This window comes from Paeniglutamicibacter psychrophenolicus, assembly GCF_017876575.1.
GTDB classification, from domain to species: Bacteria; Actinomycetota; Actinomycetes; order Actinomycetales; family Micrococcaceae; genus Paeniglutamicibacter; species Paeniglutamicibacter psychrophenolicus.
On sequence record NZ_JAGIOE010000001.1, the window covers coordinates 4,147,788 to 4,165,906 of the forward strand.

Here is an 18,119-nt window from a genome sequence, read left to right on the forward strand (position 1 = left end):
CGGCTACGCCCCGGCGGCTCGGGCCCTGATCCGCAGGATCTCCTCCTGGTAGGCGAGGTAAAGGTTGGCGATCAGGCCCGGCTCGTCCAAGCTCCCGCCGAGGATCTCGCCCACCTTCTTGACGCGGTAGCGGACGGTGTTCGGGTGGACGTAGAGCCAGGCCGCGACCTTGGCGACATCCTGATCCAGCGCCAGGTACCCCTGGATGGTGTCCACCAACTCCTTTTCCTGCCGTAGTGGCTGCACAAACCGGGTCAATCGCCTTCTGTCGGCGGGGCCCTTGAACCGCGCCAGCAACCAGCTCGCGGGATCAACCTGCTCCATCCGGACCATGCATCCGGGCCCACCCACGTCACCGGCTGGCCGCCGCCGGGCGATGCCCGCGGCAAGCTCGGCGTCCGCGAACTGCTCCGGGACCTGTGCCAGTGATCCGAAGGGCTCACTCAACCCAATCGCCAGACCCGGTGCAGCGGCTTCCAGCCATTGTCCGCCGGCCCTGGACTCCGGAAGCAGTGCATGGAACCCCGGAGGCACCTCGGGCGTTTTTCCGTTCTCGGCAAAGAGCAGCGGAACATCCAGCCGTCCGGCGGAATCCATCAAGGCCTCAACCCTGGCCGGGGTCAGCAACGCTTCACCCAGCGTGGTTGCCACAACCACGCGGACCGGCTCGAAGGCCTTGAATCCCAAGGGCTTGAGCGACTCCCAGTAGCGCAGTTCCCGGGAGACCTCGATCCCGTCCTGCAGGCTGGTGAGCAGCCGGGCATTCTCATGGCGTTGGCGCGAGGTGTCGAAATGGCTGATGCCCTCGATGGCCCCGAGCATGCGCTGGGTGGTTTCCAGCAGGACATCGCCGAGGTCATCAAGCAGCGCCCCCTGCCGCGTGGCAATCGCCAAGTGGTAGCCTCGTCCGCGCAGCACCATCGAGCGGTACATGACTTCCCAGCGGCCGATCGAAATCCTGTCCAGGGGCGAGGACCCCTTGCCGATGGCCGAGAGGATGAGGTTCGTGGGCCCCTCGCCCGTGGACTCGACAATTGCCCCGGAATCGTCGTAGAGCACCGCGGTCCCGCGGCAGGCGGTGCCCACCCGGCCAATAAGCGACTTCACCGGAGTCTCGGAGGAGATGCTTTCCAGCAGGTCGTTGGTCAGCCAAAGCATGCGCTTGATGCCGTATTCCCCGGGCACCGCGGCGTTTCGGTTGACATGGCTTTCGATGTGCCGAAAGGGGACCTCCGGGGCGACCGCCACCAGCGGCAATCCCAACTCGAGGCAGCTGTTGCGCACCGAATCGGGAATCGAGGGGAAATACAGGCCGATGCCGAAGAACAGGGCGGCTATATCCGCCCGAAGCAGTGCCTCCACCAGCTCGCGCGCCGCGGCTTCCGGCCGCACTTCAGTGAGGAACCGCATGCCGGTGGTCAGCATGATGTTTCCCGGTTCAAACCAGCGGGCCGGATCATGGATCTCGGAACTATGGGCTCCGGTGACCCGCGGATCAAGGTGGCCGGCCACCACGAGTTCCAAGCCCAGGGTCTTGTCCTTCACCAGGTCGCTTAAGTGCAGCACCGCGATTTCCTTCGTTCGATCCGCTCTCCGCATTCGAGGCCGTGGCCCCGAATCATCCCGAGCCGTGCGGGATCTTGTAGAAATTACAATGATAGGCCCGCGACCTTTGAAATCCTCTAATGACAGAGATGCGCGTCACACTGCATGGTTGTGGGAAGCGAATAACCCTAACCAGCAAGGAGCGCAGAATGGCCAATTTACGAGTTGCCGTGGACGTGGGAGGCACGTTCACCGACGTCTGCATCTTCGACGAGGAGACCCAGGAAATGCGGGTCACCAAGGTTCCTTCCACGCCCCATGACCCCATGCTGGCTGTCATGGGCGGCGTGGAAAGGGCCAACATCAATCTTGCCGATGTCTCATTGTTCTCACACGGAACGACCGTGGCGACAAACGCCCTCATCACTCGCAAGTTCCCGGCTTCGGCCATGATCACCACCCGTGGATTCCGCGATGTGATCGAAATCCGCGACGGAACCAAGGACGATCTTTGGGATGCCTACAACGACGTCTCGGGCCCCTACATCCGACGCCGCGACCGCTTCGAGGTCACCGAGCGCATCGACTTCTCCGGGAAGGTCGTCACCCCCTTGGACGAGGTCGAAGCCCGCCGGCTTGCCGCCCTGCTGCGCAAGCGCGGAACCACCACGATTGCCGTGTGCTTCATCAACTCCTACGCAAACCCGGCCAACGAGATCCGGATGCGCGAGATCCTCCAGGAGGAACTTCCCGAGGCCACCGTCTCGGCATCCGCCGAGATCCTTCCCGAGATCTTCGAGCACGACCGCTTCAACACCGCGGTCTCCAATGCCGTGCTGGCCCCGCTGGTGACCGGATACGTGGACCGCCTGGCCACACAGCTCAAGGACGGCGGCTACTCCGGGGACCTGCTGCTGCTTCACTCCGGCGGCGGATCGATGACCCCGCGAATGGTCAAGCGATACCCGGTGAGACTCGCCGCCTCCGGTATTGCCGCCGGCGCCATCGCCGCCAAGCATGTCGCCCAGCAATGCGGCTTCGAGAACGCCGTCGGGCTGGACATGGGCGGCACCTCAACCGACATCTGCCTGGTCTCGGGCGGCGAATTGCGCATCACCAAGGAATGGCAGGTCGAATACGGCCACCCCATTGTCTTCCCCTCCATCGAGGTCATGACCATCGGTGCCGGCGGCGGTTCCCTGGCCCACATCGACATCGCCGGATCCCTGCGCAACGGCCCCCAGTCCGCCGGTGCGGCTCCGGGTCCGGCCTGCTACAACACCGGCGGCGAAGAACCCACCAACTGCGACGCCAACGTGGCCTTGAACCGCCTGGGAACCTCCTTGGCCGGCGGCGCCAAGTCCCTGGACCGTGCCCTGTCCCTGGAGGCCATCAAGCGCGTCATCGCCGATCCGCTGGGCATGGAAGAGGCCGAGGCCGCCCACGCGGTCCTGCAGGTCGCCAACGCCAACATGGCCGATGCGGTCCGCCTGATCTCGATCCGCCGGGGCTACGACCCGCGCGATTTCGCGCTCATCGCCTTTGGCGGGGCCGGGGCGCTGCATGGCGCCGAGGTGGCACGCGAGCTGAACATCCCCACCGTCGTGGTCCCGGCGAATCCCGGTGTCACCTCCGCACTGGGCTGCCTGCTGGTCGACATCCGCCACGATCTCTCGGCCATGTTCACCGGCCTGGCCTCCGAGACCGACCCGGCCGAAATCGAAGCCCGGTTCACGACCCTGGAAAGGGAAGCCTCCTCGCGCCTGCGGCACGAGGGCGTCAGCGACGAAAACGCCGTACTGCAACGCGAGATCTCCATGCGCTACGCGGGACAGTGGCGCTCGCTCTCGGTGCCCATCGGGTCCGGACGCGGTGCCCTGGACACCGCCATTGAGACCTTCCACCAGGAACACGAGCGGGAATTCGCCTTCCGCCAGGACGACCAGCCGGTCGAGATCTACCAGCTGCTGCTCAGCGCCGTCGGCAAGACCCCGAAGCCGTCCTTCCTTCCGGCCACCGAGCTCAACGCGGACCCGGGTTCCCCGGTCTCCACGCGGGAAGTCTACTTCGGGGACGCCGGATGGCTGGACACTCCCGTCTACGACCGCAGCCGGCTTCCCGCCGGCGCCACGTTCCCCGGACCGGCCATCATCGACCAGCTCGATTCCACCACCGTCGTGCCGCCGCGCACCACCGCCGAGATCGACGGCTGGGGCAACATCCGCATCCACCTCCACGACCTTCCCTCAAGCAAGGAGTCCTAGTCATGACCGATACACTCGTTGCCCCAGACACCCTGGCCAACACGGCGAAACATCCCCAACTGGACCCCGTCACCTTCGAGGTGCTCAAGAACGCGTTCGCGACCTCAGTCGACCTGATGAGCGAACAGATCCTGCGCACCTGCTACTCCTTCGTCATCTACTCCCGCGACTTCTCCTCGGCATTGTGCGATGCCCAGGGCAACACCGTGATGCAGGGATCCGGCGACATCGCGGTGCACGTGGGCACGCTGCACTTCCAGTGCAAGGCCGTGCTCGAGGAGTTCGGCACGGACATCCACCCGGGCGATGTCTTCGCGATCAACGACCCCTACCGCGGCGGGACGCACTTCAACGACGTGTCCTTCATCCGGCCGATCTTCGCCGACGGCGAGGTCATCGCCTTCGCCCAGAACAAGGGCCACTGGGCGGACATCGGCGGCAATGTCCCGGGTTCCTTCGATGTCAACGCCAAGGAGCACTTCGGCGAGGGCCTGCGCATCACCCCGGTGCGCGTCTGGTCCAAGGGCGTTTTCCTGCACGACGTCGCCCAGCTGCTGGTGTCCAACACCCGCGCCCCGCGCCAGGCCATGGGCGACCTCCATGCCCAGTCCGAGGCCACCGCGGTCTGCGAGCGCGAAGTGCACCGCCTGGTCGGCAAGTACACCAAGGGCACCGTGCTGGCGGCCATGCAGGAAACCCAGGACTACGTGGAGCGCACGGTGTTGCGGCAGCTGGAGTCCCTGCCCCGCGGCGAATGGGAAACCACCGACTACATCGACGTGGACCCGGGCAAGGGCGAGGGCCTGGTGCCGATCAAGATCAAGCTCACCCTCGACGGGAACGGCATCCACTACGACCTGACCGGATCGGCTCCCGCCGTGGCCACCTTCCTGAATTCCGGCTACGGGACCACCCACTCGGCCATCTATGCCGGCACGAAGACCTTCTTCCCGGATGTCCCGCTGAACTCCGGCTTCTACGCCGCGGTCCGCGCGGAGATCGGCCCGGAAGGCACGGTGGTCAACGCCGGATGGCCCTACGCCGTCACCGGGTTCTGCTCCGGCCCGTACGAGAAGATCATGAACGGGATCTTCGAACTGTGGAGCCAGATCATGCCCGAACGCGCCATGGCGTGCGCGTTCAACCTCGAGTACCTGCTGGTTGGCGGCAAGGACGCCCGGACCCCGGACAACGAGTACTTCATGTGGTACGACTGGATGGCCGGCGGCTGGGGCGGACGAGCCAGCAAGGACGGATCCTCGGCAACCGCACCGGTCTTCGGGCCCGGCCTGGCCGTGCAGCCGGTCGAGGGCCAGGAACGGCTCTCCCCCGTGCTGACCACGCGGCACGAGATCGCCATGGACTCCGCCGGTCCGGGCCGCTACCGCGGTGGACTGGGGATCGAAAAGGGCGGGGTGCTCACCGACGCCTTCGACACCGTCATGAGCTACTGCTGCGACCGTGCCCGCTCCATCACCTGGGGCATCGAGGGCGGCCTGCCCTCCATCCCGCACGGGGTCTGGCTGAACAAGGGGACGGAGGGGGAACGCTACCTCGGTTCGAACTTCTCCTCCGTGCCGGTGCAGTCCGGCGACACCTTCACCCGGCCCTCCGCCGGCGGCGGCGGCTTCGGCGACCCGCTGCTGCGCACCGCCGACGAGGTCCGCGAGGACGTCATCGACGGCTACGTCTCGATCGAACGCGCCGCCAAGGACTACGGCGTGGTGATTCGCGAGATCGACGCGGAACTCGACGAGTTCGAGATCGACGAGGCCGCCACCACCCAGCTGCGCGAGCAGATCCGTGCCGCGCGGCAGGGCTGGCTCACCGAGGATGCACACGCGGTCGCCGAACGCTACCGCAACGGCACCACGGACATGCTCGATGTCATCCGCCGCCACGGCGTGATCCTGGACTGGGGCACCGGCGAACTGTATGAAAACACCACCGCGGAGTACCGGCAGCTGATGAAGCGCCGCTCATCGGCCCACTGGCACTAGCCGCACCCACCGCCGCCAGGCGGAGGGGGCAGCGCAAGACCGGCCGGTTTCCCGGCCGCTTTCCTCCCCCTTCCGCCCGGCCGCACCGCCCCCTTTCGGGGCCCGAAGGATTCCGCGCGGGTATCCCCTGCCGTGGCAGGTGGAGACCCGCTCGGTGAAAACGGCGCGGGAATCCGCTGCGGGTCCCCGCTCCGGCACGCAGCACTTGTCCGACTTCACCCACAGGGCACCGGCTGATCCCCAGGGGATGGCCTCGGCCCATTCCTTGTCACACACCCCCGGCACCAGGCAGCTGCGGGATCGCCCCGTTGCCCTGCCGTGCCCTTTTTGAAGGAGAAGTCCCGTGTCAACCCCGTCAACGGCCGAACAACCGGCCACGGAAAACAGCAAGATGAGTGCCGGCTCGCTGGCCATGGCCTGGTACGGCCTGGTTTCGGCCATGTTCTTCATCTACATCGGCGCGTCGCTGGCCCAGGCCTACGGCACCATCGACACCCTCATCGGGCTGGCGATCACCATCATCCTCTACGGAGCGATCAACCGGATCCTGGCCGGCTACGCGCTGAAACACTCCCTGACCGTCGCCCAGTTCTCCCGCACCCTGCTCGGCAGCAAGGGCGCCATGCTGGCCACCCTGGTCTTCGCCGCCACCGCCATCTACTATGCGGTCTTCGAGGGCGCCATCCTCGGCTATGCCTTCCAGACGCAGTTCGGCGGCCCCATCGAGCTCTGGTACGCACTGGTGGTGCTCTACACGATCCCGCTGATCGCCGGCGGCATCCAACGCTGGCTGGACAAGGTCAACGGATGGCTGCTGCCGATCTACTGGGGCGGCCTGCTCGTCGCCGTCATCTGGGCTTCCGTCGCCCATCCCGATGGCGGCGCCTGGCTCACCCATTCCCCCGGGGCCCTGCCGTTCACCGCCGGCGGGCCGGGCTGGCTGGCCACCTGTGCCGCCTTCATGGGCGTATGGATCCTGATGATGTACACGATGGACTTCGCCGCCCTGGGCCGCGCCAAGGACGTGAAGTTCCACCAGCGCTACACCTTCGGCTGGCTTTTCTACACCCTGGCCTTCGGCGTCAACTCGCTGATCGGCATCTATTTGACCTTCACCATTCCCGGCGCGGAGGCCACGGAGACCGGTGTCGCCGGGGCCCTGGTACAGCTCATGGGCCCGCTGGGCCTGCTGGTGGTCTTCGTGTCGCAGACCCGGATCAACACCGCGAACTACGCCCTGGGCATTGCCAACCTGCGTGAATTCGCCCAGCGCGCCCTGCACCTGAGCCTGCCCTCGCTGGCCTGGGTAGGGATCGGTGCCACCATCATCTACCTGCTGATGCTGCTTCCGGTGGTCAAGTACCTGTTGCTGGCCCTGTCCTGGCAGGGTGCCCTGGTCACCGGCTGGGTGGCGATCGCACTGGTGCACATCTTTGTCCAGGAGCGGCGCGGCGGCATCGTGCCCAGTGGTTCGCTTCCCGACTCCGCCTTCCCCGCACTGAACCGGGCCGGGGTCGCGGCCTGGGTGCTCTCGGCAGCGGCCGGGATCACGCTGGTCCAATCCGGCAGCCCCTGGGCCTCGAACATCGGCTCGCTGGCCACCCCGGTCCTGGCGGCACTGATCTACGGTGCGTTGATCGGACGCTCCCGCTCCGAAGCCGGACTCCCCGCCGCGAGCCTGGCAGGCCGGTAGGACCCGTCCGCACCGGAGTCGCGGTGGCATCCGCACCGGCCCCGGCATGTGGGCAACCACCGCGACAAACAGGCATCGCCCGCACTCCCCACGACGGGAATGCGGGCGATGCCTGTTTGGTGCTGTTAGCGGCTGGCGACAAAGGCCCGCACGCAGGCCTCGATGTCCTCGGCCGAGTGTGCGGCGGAGAGCTGGACGCGGATGCGTGCGGCGCCCTTGGGGACCACCGGGAAGCTGAACGCGGTGACGAAGACGCCCTGCTCGAGCATCTTGCCGGCCACCTCGGCTGCCTTGACGGCATCGCCGAACATCACCGGAACGATGGCGTGCTCGCCGTCGAGCAGGTCGAAGCCCTCCTCGGTCATGCGGCGGCGGAAGTGCGCGGCGTTCTCGAAGAGCTTCCCGCGCAGTTCGCCCGAACCCTCGACGAGCTCAAGTGCCTTCAGCGTTGCGGCGACAATGGCCGGGGCCAGCGAGTTGGAGAACAGGTACGGACGTGCCTTCTGGCGCAACATCGCCACGATCTCGCCGCGGCCTGCAACGTAACCACCCGAGGCACCGCCAAGGGCCTTGCCGAAGGTGCCGGTGTAGATGTCCACGCGGTCCGAGACGCCCGCGTGCTCCGGGGTGCCGGCACCGGTGGCGCCCATGAAGCCCACGGCATGCGAGTCATCGACCATGACCAGTGCGCCGTACTTGTCGGCCAGATCGCAGATGGCCCCCAGCGGGGCGATGAAGCCGTCCATGGAGAAGATGCCGTCGGTGACAACGATGGTGCGGCGTGCGCCCTTGCCGTCGTTCAGCGCGGCTGCTGCCTGCAGCTGGGTCTCCAAATCGGCCATGTCCTGGTTCGCGTAGCGGAAGCGCGCGGCCTTGGACAGGCGGATGCCATCGATGATCGAGGCGTGGTTCAGCGCATCGGAGATGATGGCGTCCTCGGCGCCGAAGAGCGACTCGAAGACACCGCCGTTGGCGTCGAAGCAGCTGGAGAACAGGATCGTGTCCTCGGTGCCCAGGAACCTGGAGACCGCAGCCTCGAGTTCCAGGTGCAGGTCCTGGGTGCCGCAGATGAAGCGGACCGAGGCCATGCCGAAGCCGCGGGTGTCCATGGCGTTCTTGGCTGCATCGATGATGCGCGCGTCGTCGGCCAGGCCCAGGTAGTTGTTGGCGCAGAAGTTCAGCACCTTCTTGGCCTCGGAGCCGAGCTCGCCGGCGGAGATGCGGTTGGACTGGGCCGAGTCGATGTGGCGTTCGGACTTGAACAGGCCGTCGGTGCGCAGCTGGTCGAGTTCGGCTGCGAGCTCGTCCTTCATGGTGGTGTACACGGTGCTTCTCCTAAAAGTCGCGGGAATGTGGAAGAGGCTTGGGGGTTCTTTAGAAGACGGTCCAGTCGAGCACGACCTTGCCGCCGTGGCCGGAGCGGGCGGCCTCGAAGCCGGCTTCCCACTGCGTGGCCGGCAGGAAATCGGTGACGACCGAGGAGATGTGTTCGCGCAGCACCGGGTTGGAGGTGAGCATCGCGCTCATCGCGTACCAGGTCTCGAACATCTCGCGGCCGTAAATGCCCTTGAGCGTGAGCATGTGGGTGACGACCTTGCCCCAGTCGATGTCGATGGAGCTGGAGGGCAACCCGAGCATCGAGATGTGCCCGCCGTGGTTCATGTTCTCGATCATTTCCGGCAGCGCGGTGGGGTGGCCGGACATTTCCATGCCGAAGTCGAAGCCCTCGCGCATGCCCAGTTCGCGCTGCGCGTCCCTGATGCGGGTCTTGGAGACGTCGATGGCCAGATCCACGCCCATGTTGCGGGCCAGTTCCAGGCGCTGCGGGGAGACATCGGTGATCGCGATCTTGCGCGCACCAGCGTGGCGGGCGACGGCGATGGCCATCAGCCCGATGGGCCCGGCGCCGGTGATCAGCACGTCCTCGCCGACCAGCGGGAAGGACAGCGCGGTGTGCACGGCGTTCCCGAACGGGTCGAAGATCGCCCCGAGTTCCGGGGTGATCGAGGGGTCGCGGTGGACCCAGACATTGGTTTCGGGGATGACGACGAATTCGGCGAAGGCGCCGTCGCGCTGCACGCCGACCGAAACGGTGTTGATGCACATCTGGCGGCGGCCGGCGCGGCAGTTGCGGCACATGCCGCAGACGATGTGGCCCTCGCCGGAGACGCGGTCGCCGACCTTGACGGTATCCACCTCGGCGCCTACCTCGATCACCTCGCCGTAGAACTCGTGGCCCGGGATCATCGGGGCCTTGATCATCGCCTTGGCCGCATCGTCGTAGGCCTGGATGTGCAGGTCGGTGCCGCAGATGCCCGCTGTCATCACGCGGATCTTCACGTCGCGGTCGCCGGTGACCGGCTCGGGGCGGTCAACCAGCTCGAACCCTGCGTGCGGTCCGGACTTGTACAGTGCCTTCATGGATGGCTCCTCTATTGCGCCGCGCAGGCGCGCCTCATGGACGATTCGCCTCCAGTCTGGCATCTCGCGCCCGCCATAGATACCTTAGAAGATACGCATGTTTCTCAACCTACGATTTAGGATTGACTACATGGAAGTCCACCAGTTACAGATCCTGCGCGAACTCGGCGACCTCGGCTCGGTCAAGGCCGTCGCCAGCGCCATGTATGTCACGCCCTCGGCAGTCTCCCAGCAGCTGGCCCTGCTCCAGCGCAACATCCAGGTTCCGCTGACCCGCAAGGAAGGCCGCAACCTGGTGCTCACCGAGGCCGGGGAGGTGCTGGCCGCCGCCGGCGCCACCGTGATCTCCTCGTTGGCCGCGGCGCGCGCCGCGATCGGCGAGTTCCAGGAAAGCACGGCCGTCCCGGTATCGGTGGCCGGGTTCCACTCCGTGGGCCAGGTGCTCTTCGCCCCGCTGCTGGGCAAGTTGGCCGCACCTGGACTCCCGGCGCCGCGGTTCTTCGACGAGGACGTGGCGCAGCAGGACTTTCCGGCGCTGACCGCCCGCTACGACCTGGTCCTGGCCCACCGCATGGACCACACCCCGCACTGGCCCACAGACCGGGTTCTCGTCACCGCGCTGGCGCACGAACCCCTGGACATCGCCCTGCCGGCCGGCCACCGGCTGGCGGCCAGGGACACGCTGCGCCCGGCCGACTTGGTCGGCGAGCAGTGGGTGGTCAGCCGGGAGGGATTCTCCCCGGCCGATGTGCTCGGGGCCATCAGCGCGGTTGCCGGCTCGGCACCCGACATCATCCACCGCGTCAACGACTACGCCACGGTTGCGGCCCTGGTCGCGGCGGGGGACGTCATCGGCATCATTCCGCGCTACACCGCCGGCGCCGCGGTGGGCGAAAACGTGGTGCTGCGCGCGCTGGAAGGAATCGCCAACCGCCGGCGCATCGACCTGCTGGCGCGGCCCGAGTCCATGCACCGGCGCAGCGTGCAGCTGGTGGCCACCGCCATGGGCCAGGCCATGGCCGAGCTCACCGGCGACTGACCGCCCGGAGCCCTGGCACCGGGCCGCAAACACCGAAGGGAGCGTCCCTCCCCCGGATTTGTGGCGGAGGGGCGCTCCCCTTGTGGTTGGTGCGCCGACGGCTGTGCCGCGACACCCTTCCATGGATCGGTCAGGCGTTCACGCGCTCCTGGTTGGCCGCGAAGTAGGCCAGCAGTTCCCCGCCCAGTGCCGGAACGGCCTTGGCCGACCCGTCGGTGCGCAGGGACTCGGTGGCCAGCACGCCTGCGGCAACCGCCGCGCGCGCGGCGACCGGGGAGGTCTCCGTCGGGCCGCCCTCGGAGGCGAAGCGCAGGAACTCGGCGATCAGGCGCGGGTCCGCACCTCCGTGCCCGCCGCCGGCCGCCTCGATCTCCACCTCGAGGTCGGCATCCACGTAGCCAGCCTGGCTGCGGGTGTTCCACACCTTGATCTTGTCGCCCGGACCGTCGCCGAAGTTCTCCAGTCGGCCCGCGGTGCCGATGACGGTGTAGTTCCGCCAGTAGTCGGGGGTGAAGTGGCACTGCTGGTAGGAGGCCAGCACGCCGTTGTCCAGCTTCATCTGCATCATCGAAATGTCTTCCACGTCGATGACCGGGTTCAGGTCCTTCTGCTCGGTCGGCGGCCAGTTCTCCAGCGAGAACCAGTCCCACATGCGGCGATCGGTGTTGTCGCGGCGGGATTCGATGTCCCCGTAGACCGCCAGGTCGCCGACGGCGGAGACCGACGCGGTGTAGCCTCCCGCGAGCCAGTGGATCACGTCGATGTCGTGGGCGCCCTTTTGCAGCAGCAGGCTGGTGGTGTTCCTGCGCTCCGCGTGCCAGTCCTTGAAGTAGTAGTCTCCGCCGTTGCCCACGAAGTGGCGGCACCACACGGCCTTGACCTCGCCGATGGCACCGGATTCGATGAGCTCGCGCATCTGGCGCACCACCGGCATGTGCCGCATGTTGTGCCCAACGTACAGCTTGGTGCCGGTGCGGAACGCCGTTTCCAGGACCTGGTCCACCGCGTCCAGGGTGACATCCAGCGGCTTCTCGCAGAACGTCGGGATGCCGGCCTCCAGGGTGCGCTTGGCAACCACGGCGTGCTGGTTGTCCGGGGTCAGCACCAGCACCGCGTCCAGGCCCGCGCTTAGCAGCTCGTCCAGGTCGGCGGTGATGGCCGCCTCGGGCAGCTTTGCCGCCGCGTCGGCGCGGCCGCGCTCGGAGGTGTCGCACACCATGGTGACGACCGAGCCCTCGCCGGGGCGGTGTGCGTGCTTGTAGAGTCCGGCGCGCAGGCCGAAGCCGACCACGCCTACCTTGAGATCCACGAAATTACTCCTTCATTGTGCAGGTTTGATGGTGGCGGCCGCCCGCAGGGTGGCCGCCGTCGGCGGTGCCGGGGAACCCGGGAACCCGGGGTGGGTTGATCACTCTGGTTAAGCAGGTGTTCGCTCAGGCGCCCGCGCGCTGCACGAATTCCGCCGCGAGGTCCTTGGCGAAGTGGCAACGGGACTCGTGCGTGTCCCCGAGCTGGATCAGCTCAGGCTCCTTGGTCGCGCAGATGGCCTGGGCCATCGGGCAGCGGGTGTGGAACCTGCAGCCGGCCGGCGGGTCGATCGGCGAGGGCGGGTCGCCCTGCAGGATGATGCGTTCGCGGTCGGTTCCGTCGTTCCTGCGCAGTTCCGGCGCCGCCGACATCAGCGCCCTGGTGTAGGGCTGGGCGGTGGTGTCGTAGACATCCGCGTAGCTTCCCAGCTCCACGATGCGGCCCAGATACATGGTCGCGACGCGGTCCGAGATGTGCCGGACGATCTGCAGGTCGTGGGCGATGAACAGGTAGCTCAGGTCCAGTTCCCTTTGCAGGTCGCCGAGCAGGTTCACCACCTGGGCACGCACCGAGACATCCAGCGCCGAGACCGGTTCGTCGCAGATGAGCATCTTCGAGTTCAGCGCAATGCCGCGGGCAATGCCGATGCGCTGCTGCTGCCCGCCGGAGAAGTTGTGCGGGTAGCGTTCGGCGTGGTTGGGGTTCAAACCGACCAGTTCCAGCAGTTCCCTGATCTTTGCCTTCCGCCCGGCCTTCGGGGCGACCTCCGGGTGGATCTCGAACGGCTCGCCGACCAGCTGTTCCACGGTCATCCGCGGATTCAGCGAGGAGTAGGGGTCCTGGAAGATCAGCTGGATGTTGCGGCGCATCTCCTTCTTCTCGTCCCCGCGCAGGTCGTTGATGTCCTGGCCGCGGAAGAACACCTGGCCCTCGGTCGGCTTCTCAAGGCCGGCCATGACGCGGGCCAGGGTGGACTTGCCGCAGCCGGACTCGCCGATGACACCCAGGGTCTCGCCCGGGGCGATCGACAAATCGACGCCGTCCATGGCCTTGACCACCTTGCGCGGGCCGATGGGCAGGTGGCGGTGCACCGGGTAGTGCTGCTTGACCGCGCGCAATTCCATCAGCGGCGTGCCGGCCGGATGGTTCGCGGTGCCCGGCAGGGTCTGCGTGCTGGTGCTAGGCGTTGGCATGGGCCAGGACCTTCCGGGTGTGGAAGCAGGCGCTGTGCCGTGATGCTTCAATGGTTTCCAGGGCGGGGATGGAGGCCGCACACGTCTCGGTGGCAAAGGAGCAACGGTTGGCAAAGGAGCAGCCCACCGGCAGGTTCAGCAAATCCGGCGGGGTGCCGGGGATCGCCGGCAGGCGCAGGCCCTTGAGTTCCTCGCTGGCGATCGACTCGCCCAAACCTCGCGAGTACGGGTGGCCGGGGCGGCCCAGCACCTGCGCGGTGGGACCGTGTTCCACGACGCGTCCGGCATACATGACGGCGACCTGGTCGGTGACCTCCCTGACCACGGAGATGTCGTGGGTGATCAGGATCAGCCCCATGTTCCGTTCCTCCTGCTGTTCCTTGAGCAGTTCCAGGATCTGCGCCTGCACCGTGACGTCCAGGGCGGTGGTGGGTTCGTCGGCGATCAGCAGCACCGGGTCCAGAGCCAGGGCCATGGCGATGACGATGCGCTGGCGCATGCCTCCGGAGAACTGGTGCGGGTAGTCGTTGACCCGGGATGCCGCGGCGGGGATCTTGACCTTGTCCATCATCAGAATCGCCGCGGCCTTGGCGTCCCTGCGGGAGTAGCCCCGGTGCACGCGGTAGAGCTCGCCGATCTGCCGGCCCACCGGGTGCACCGGGTTCAGCGCCGTCAGCGCATCCTGGAAGACCATCGAGACCCGGGAGCCGACCAGTTGGCGGTGCCGCTTGGGGGTCACGGTGAGCAGGTCCTCGCCCTCGAGCAGGATCTGCCCGCGCGGGATGTGGGCCGGGGGCATGTCCAGGATGCCCATGATGGCCCGTGCCGTCACGGACTTGCCGGAACCGGATTCGCCCAGGATGCCCAGCGCCTGCCCGCGCTTGACCTCGAAGTTCATGCCGTTCACGGCGGTGGCGATGCCGCGGGTGGTGTTGAATTCGACCTCGAGGTCTTTCACGCGCAGCAACACGTCGTCGTCTGGGTCCGTTGCGGCGTTTGCTGCGTGGTTTGCGTGTTGGTGGGTGCCCACGTTACTTGCCTTTCGGGTCGAACTCGTCGCGCAGGGCCTCGCCAAGGAGCACGAAGCCGAGCACGGTGATGGTCAGGAAGATCGCCGGGAAGAACAAAAGGTGCGGGGCCGCGGAAATGTATTCGCGGGCCGCGGCCAGCTGCAGGCCCCAGGACACCGAGGGCGGGGTGAGCCCGATGCCGATGAAGGTCAGCCCGGCCTCGGCGGAGATCACCCCGCCGATGCCCAGGGTCTGGAGCACCAGCAGCGGCGTCAGCGAGTTGGGGATGATGTGCTTGGCGATGATCCGCCCGTTCGAAGCCCCCAGCAGCCGGGAGGCCTGGACGTATTCGCGGTTGCGGACCTCCATCACCGAGGAGCGCATGAACCGCACCCCGCCGGGCCAGGAGAACAGGGCCAGGGCGAAAATGACGGTCCACACGGTGCGCTCGGAGAACAGCTGCAGCACCACGATCGCGGCCAGGATGAACGGCAGGCCGAAGGCCATGTCGCAGGCGCGGGAAATGATGGTGTCGACCCAGCCGCCGAAGTATCCGGCCAGCGAGCCGAGCAGCGCGGAGATCACGAAGGAGATCGCGGTGACCACGATGCCGACCAGGATCGAGGCCCGCGCCCCGAAGATCACGTTGGTGTAGTAGTCGCAGCCCTGGATGTCGACGCCGAAGATGTGCTCGGCGCTCGGGGACTGGTTGGTGTTCATGATGTCGCAGTTCGCGTTCGGGTCCGCGCCGAAACCGGCGAAGAGTTGCGGGAACGCGGCCATCAGCAGCATGATCGCCACGATGGAGCCTGAGATCAGGAAGCGGGGCTTGAGCCACACCGGCCCGCGGTTGACCTGCTTCGCGGGCTTGCGCCGGAAGGCAGCGGTGGGTGCCGGCGGGCCGGCCGGGGGCCTGATGCCCGACGGGACGGTGATCGGGTTGGTCGGGGCCAACGGGTCCGTTGCCGGCGCGGTGCCCGGGGTGGTTTCGGTGTTCTGGCTCATATCCGTACCCTTGGATCGATGATGCCGTAGAGCAGGTCCACGAGCAGGTTGAAGACGAGGTACACCAGCACGAGCATCGTGGCTATGCCCACCACGACGGTGCCCTCCTTGTTGTTGATGGCCGTGACCATCAATCCGCCGATGCCGGGCATGTTGAAGATCGCCTCGATGATCACCGCTCCGCCCAGCATGCCCGCCAGGGACAGGCCCAGGTAGGTGACCACCGGGATCATCGCGTTGCGCAGGGCATGGCCCCAGATGACCCGGCGCGGGGACAGCCCCTTGGCCCGGGCGGTGCGCAGGTACTCGGCACGCAGCACGTCCACCAGGGAGGTGCGGGTCAGCCGGGCCAGGCCCGCGGAGGCCTCGATTGCCATGACCAGGGCCGGGAGGATGAAGGCCAGCGGCCAGCCGGCACGGATGCCGGCCGGATCGACCCAGCCCAGCTGCACGCCGAAGACGGTCTGGGCGCCCAAGGCGATCACGAACCCGGGGATGCCCAGGAAGATCACGGTGAACACCAGCGCGAAGTGGTCCCCGGCCTGGCCGTTGCGCAGGCCGCCGTAGACGCCGATGGCCAGGCCGATGGCCATCTTCAGCACCCAGGCGGTCATGGCCAGGGCGAAGGTGACCGGCAGGCGCTCGAGGATCAGCCCGAGGACCGGGCGGCCGAAGAAGTCGATGCCGAAGTTCCCCTGCAGCAGCCCGAGCATGTAGTTGCCGTACTGGACCAGGAACGGGTCATCGAGGTGGTAGGCCAACCGGATCTGGGCGACGGTGGACTCGGGCAGCGGGCGGGAGCCGGTCAGGGCCGCCACCGGGTCCCCGGGCATCAGGAACGTGAGGGCGTAGATGATGAAGGTGGCCCCCAGGACCACCGGGACCATCTGCAGGATTCTGCGTACTGTGTAGCCAAGCATGCAACGGCTTCCTTTCGCGGCCCCTTCGAGGGGTCCGCCTCCGCAAGGGGGCGGGAGGGCGCCGGCGTTTGATGGCCGGCGCTCCCGCACCACCTTGCACGTGTTGTGCTTGTTTAGCAGCCGTAGCCGGCGCGGTAGAACTGCAGGTCGCCCTGGGCGTCGTTCATCACGGCGCACTTGGTATGCAGGCCGAAGTCGGTCGGGATGAACAGCGGGATCGCCGGCATGTCCTTCATGATCAGGGCCTCGGCCTGCGCGTAGAGCGCGGCCGACTTGGCTTCGTCCTGCTCGCCGCGGGCCGAGCGCAGCAGCGTGTCGACGGCCTTGTTCGAGTAGCCGGTGGTCACGTTGCCGTCTCCGCCGGTCTCGTACTGGCTCAGGTACTGGTCCGAGCTCTTGTACGACCAGCCCCAGAGGCCGAAGACCGCGCCCTCGAGTTCCTGGTTGTTGCGTCGGGCCTCCAGCTCGGTGCCCAGCATCGGCTTGAGCTGGACCTTGATGCCCAGGTTGTCCTGGATCTGCTTGGCGATGGCCTGGACCAGCTGCACATCCGAGGTCGAGGTGTGCTCGATGACCAGGGTGCCGTCGAAGCCGCCGGCCTTCTCCAGCAGGTCCTTGGCGCCGGAGGCGTCAAAGGCGCAGGACTCGCAGGAGCCTTCCTTGTAGGAATCCAGCGACGGCGGGACCAGGGAATCGGAGGAAGTGGCGTAGCCCTGGAGCAGCGAGGCGGCGATGGCCTCACGGTCGATCGACATGGAGATGGCGCGGCGCAGGTCCGGGTCCTGAAGGCCCTTGACGTACTCGGGGATCTGCAGCGTGTACTGCTTGGAGCCGGTCTTGACCTCGTAGAGGGATTCCTCGCCGAGCTGGCTCTTGGCCTTGGAGACCATGGTCGCGGGCACGTTGCGGATCATGTCCAGGTTGTTGGCCGTCATGTCCGTGTAGGCGGCGTCGACGGCGGTGTAGATCTGGCCCACGAGCGTGTCGGCCCCGCCGGAGAAGCCTGCGGCGCCCTTGAAGCCGTCCCACTTTTCCAGCACGACTTCCTGGTTGTGGTTCCAGGAGACGAACTTGTACGGGCCGTTGGAGACCGGGTTCTCCTCATAGGCCTTCGCATCGGTGAAGGCGACCTCCGGCAGCGGGCACAGTGGCGAGGTGGAGAGCACCTTCGGGAAGTCCGCGTTGGGGGCGTTGAGCGTGACCTCGAGGTTGTTCGCGTCGATGACCTTCACTCCGGAGAGCGAATCCGTCTTCGGCTTCGAGCCATCGGTCGGGTTCAGTTCCTTGTAGCCAACGAAGGAGACGAAGCTGCCGTTGCCTTGCCAGGCGTTGGAGCCGGTGGCGGTCTTGGACCAGGCCTTGGCGAACGAGTCGGCGGTGACCGGGGTGCCGTCCTGGAAGGTCCAGCCCTCCTGCAGCGCGATTTTCCAGGTGGTGGCGTCCTGGCTCGTGACGGACTTGGCGGCCAGCGGCTCGAGCTCCTGCGTCTCGACGTTGACCTCCATGAGGTTCGCGCAGGTCGCCATGGCGACCTGGCTTCCCGGGTTCTCGTGCGGAACCAGCGATGTTGGTTCGGAGAGCTGGAACGACAGGCGCTTGGCGCCGTCTGTCCCTGCGCCCGTTGTCCCGGCGCCGGCTCCCACCGAACAACCGCTGGCTACCAGCATGAACGCTGCGGATGCCGCTGCAACGGCTATCAACTTCTTCTTCGACATGATGCT

The 18,119-nt window shown here is 66.9% G+C and carries 13 protein-coding genes; 4 read left to right on the forward strand and 9 right to left on the reverse strand.

The window, feature by feature from the left end:
- Window positions 1-3: 3 nt before the first annotated feature.
- A complete protein-coding gene (locus tag JOF46_RS18795; protein ID WP_209910043.1) occupies window positions 4-1,566 on the reverse strand; it encodes a PucR family transcriptional regulator in 1,563 nt (520 codons plus the stop codon).
- Between the two features lie 188 nt (window positions 1,567-1,754).
- Here JOF46_RS18795 and JOF46_RS18800 point away from each other — a divergent pair, with 188 nt between their 5' ends.
- From JOF46_RS18800 to JOF46_RS18810, 3 genes are all read left to right on the forward strand, one after another.
- Window positions 1,755-3,809 carry a hydantoinase/oxoprolinase family protein gene (locus JOF46_RS18800; protein WP_209910046.1) on the forward strand — a complete coding sequence of 685 codons (2,055 nt, stop codon included), beginning with the start codon at window positions 1,755-1,757 and terminating at the stop codon, window positions 3,807-3,809.
- Between the two features lie 2 nt (window positions 3,810-3,811).
- Window positions 3,812-5,809 carry a hydantoinase B/oxoprolinase family protein gene (locus JOF46_RS18805; protein WP_209910050.1) on the forward strand — a complete coding sequence of 666 codons (1,998 nt, stop codon included), beginning with the start codon at window positions 3,812-3,814 and terminating at the stop codon, window positions 5,807-5,809.
- A 343-nt stretch (window positions 5,810-6,152) separates the two neighbouring features.
- Window positions 6,153-7,502 carry a purine-cytosine permease family protein gene (locus JOF46_RS18810; protein ID WP_342592504.1) on the forward strand — a complete coding sequence of 450 codons (1,350 nt, stop codon included), beginning with the start codon at window positions 6,153-6,155 and terminating at the stop codon, window positions 7,500-7,502.
- Window positions 7,503-7,627: 125 nt separating this feature from the next.
- Here the strand turns inward: JOF46_RS18810 and JOF46_RS18815 are convergent, their stop codons facing one another.
- Together JOF46_RS18815 and tdh are read right to left on the reverse strand one after the other, a co-directional pair.
- The gene (locus tag JOF46_RS18815; protein ID WP_209910053.1) at window positions 7,628-8,827 is read right to left on the reverse strand and encodes a glycine C-acetyltransferase; all 1,200 of its coding nucleotides are present in this window, start codon (window positions 8,825-8,827) and stop codon (window positions 7,628-7,630) included.
- A 49-nt stretch (window positions 8,828-8,876) separates the two neighbouring features.
- A complete protein-coding gene (gene tdh / locus JOF46_RS18820; RefSeq protein ID WP_209910056.1) occupies window positions 8,877-9,923 on the reverse strand; it encodes an L-threonine 3-dehydrogenase in 1,047 nt (348 codons plus the stop codon).
- Between the two features lie 130 nt (window positions 9,924-10,053).
- Here tdh and JOF46_RS18825 point away from each other — a divergent pair, with 130 nt between their 5' ends.
- The gene (locus JOF46_RS18825; protein ID WP_209910059.1) at window positions 10,054-10,962 is read left to right on the forward strand and encodes a LysR family transcriptional regulator; all 909 of its coding nucleotides are present in this window, start codon (window positions 10,054-10,056) and stop codon (window positions 10,960-10,962) included.
- Between the two features lie 130 nt (window positions 10,963-11,092).
- On the opposite strand, the gene JOF46_RS18830 is transcribed toward JOF46_RS18825, so the two are convergent.
- From JOF46_RS18830 to JOF46_RS18855, 6 genes are all read right to left on the reverse strand, one after another.
- Window positions 11,093-12,271: a Gfo/Idh/MocA family protein gene (locus JOF46_RS18830; RefSeq protein WP_209910061.1), complete on the reverse strand. Its 1,179-nt coding sequence runs from the start codon at window positions 12,269-12,271 to the stop codon at window positions 11,093-11,095.
- 124 nt (window positions 12,272-12,395) lie between these two features.
- Window positions 12,396-13,463 (reverse strand): ABC transporter ATP-binding protein, encoded by a 1,068-nt coding sequence (locus JOF46_RS18835; RefSeq protein ID WP_209910064.1) that lies wholly within the window; start codon window positions 13,461-13,463, stop codon window positions 12,396-12,398.
- Complete coding sequence (locus JOF46_RS18840; RefSeq protein WP_342592505.1) at window positions 13,450-14,493, reverse strand: ABC transporter ATP-binding protein; 1,044 nt, start codon at window positions 14,491-14,493, stop codon at window positions 13,450-13,452. Before JOF46_RS18840 ends, JOF46_RS18835 begins: the two co-directional genes overlap by 14 nt.
- Before the next feature lies 1 nt (window position 14,494).
- Window positions 14,495-15,478, reverse strand: a complete 984-nt coding sequence (locus tag JOF46_RS18845) for an ABC transporter permease (protein ID WP_209910067.1) — start codon at window positions 15,476-15,478, stop codon at window positions 14,495-14,497.
- Window positions 15,475-16,398: an ABC transporter permease gene (locus tag JOF46_RS18850; protein WP_209910070.1), complete on the reverse strand. Its 924-nt coding sequence runs from the start codon at window positions 16,396-16,398 to the stop codon at window positions 15,475-15,477. The genes JOF46_RS18845 and JOF46_RS18850 overlap by 4 nt, the downstream gene beginning before the upstream one ends.
- Window positions 16,399-16,511: 113 nt before the next feature.
- Window positions 16,512-18,113, reverse strand: a complete 1,602-nt coding sequence (locus JOF46_RS18855; RefSeq protein ID WP_209910073.1) for a peptide ABC transporter substrate-binding protein — start codon at window positions 18,111-18,113, stop codon at window positions 16,512-16,514.
- Between the last annotated feature and the right edge of the window lie 6 nt (window positions 18,114-18,119).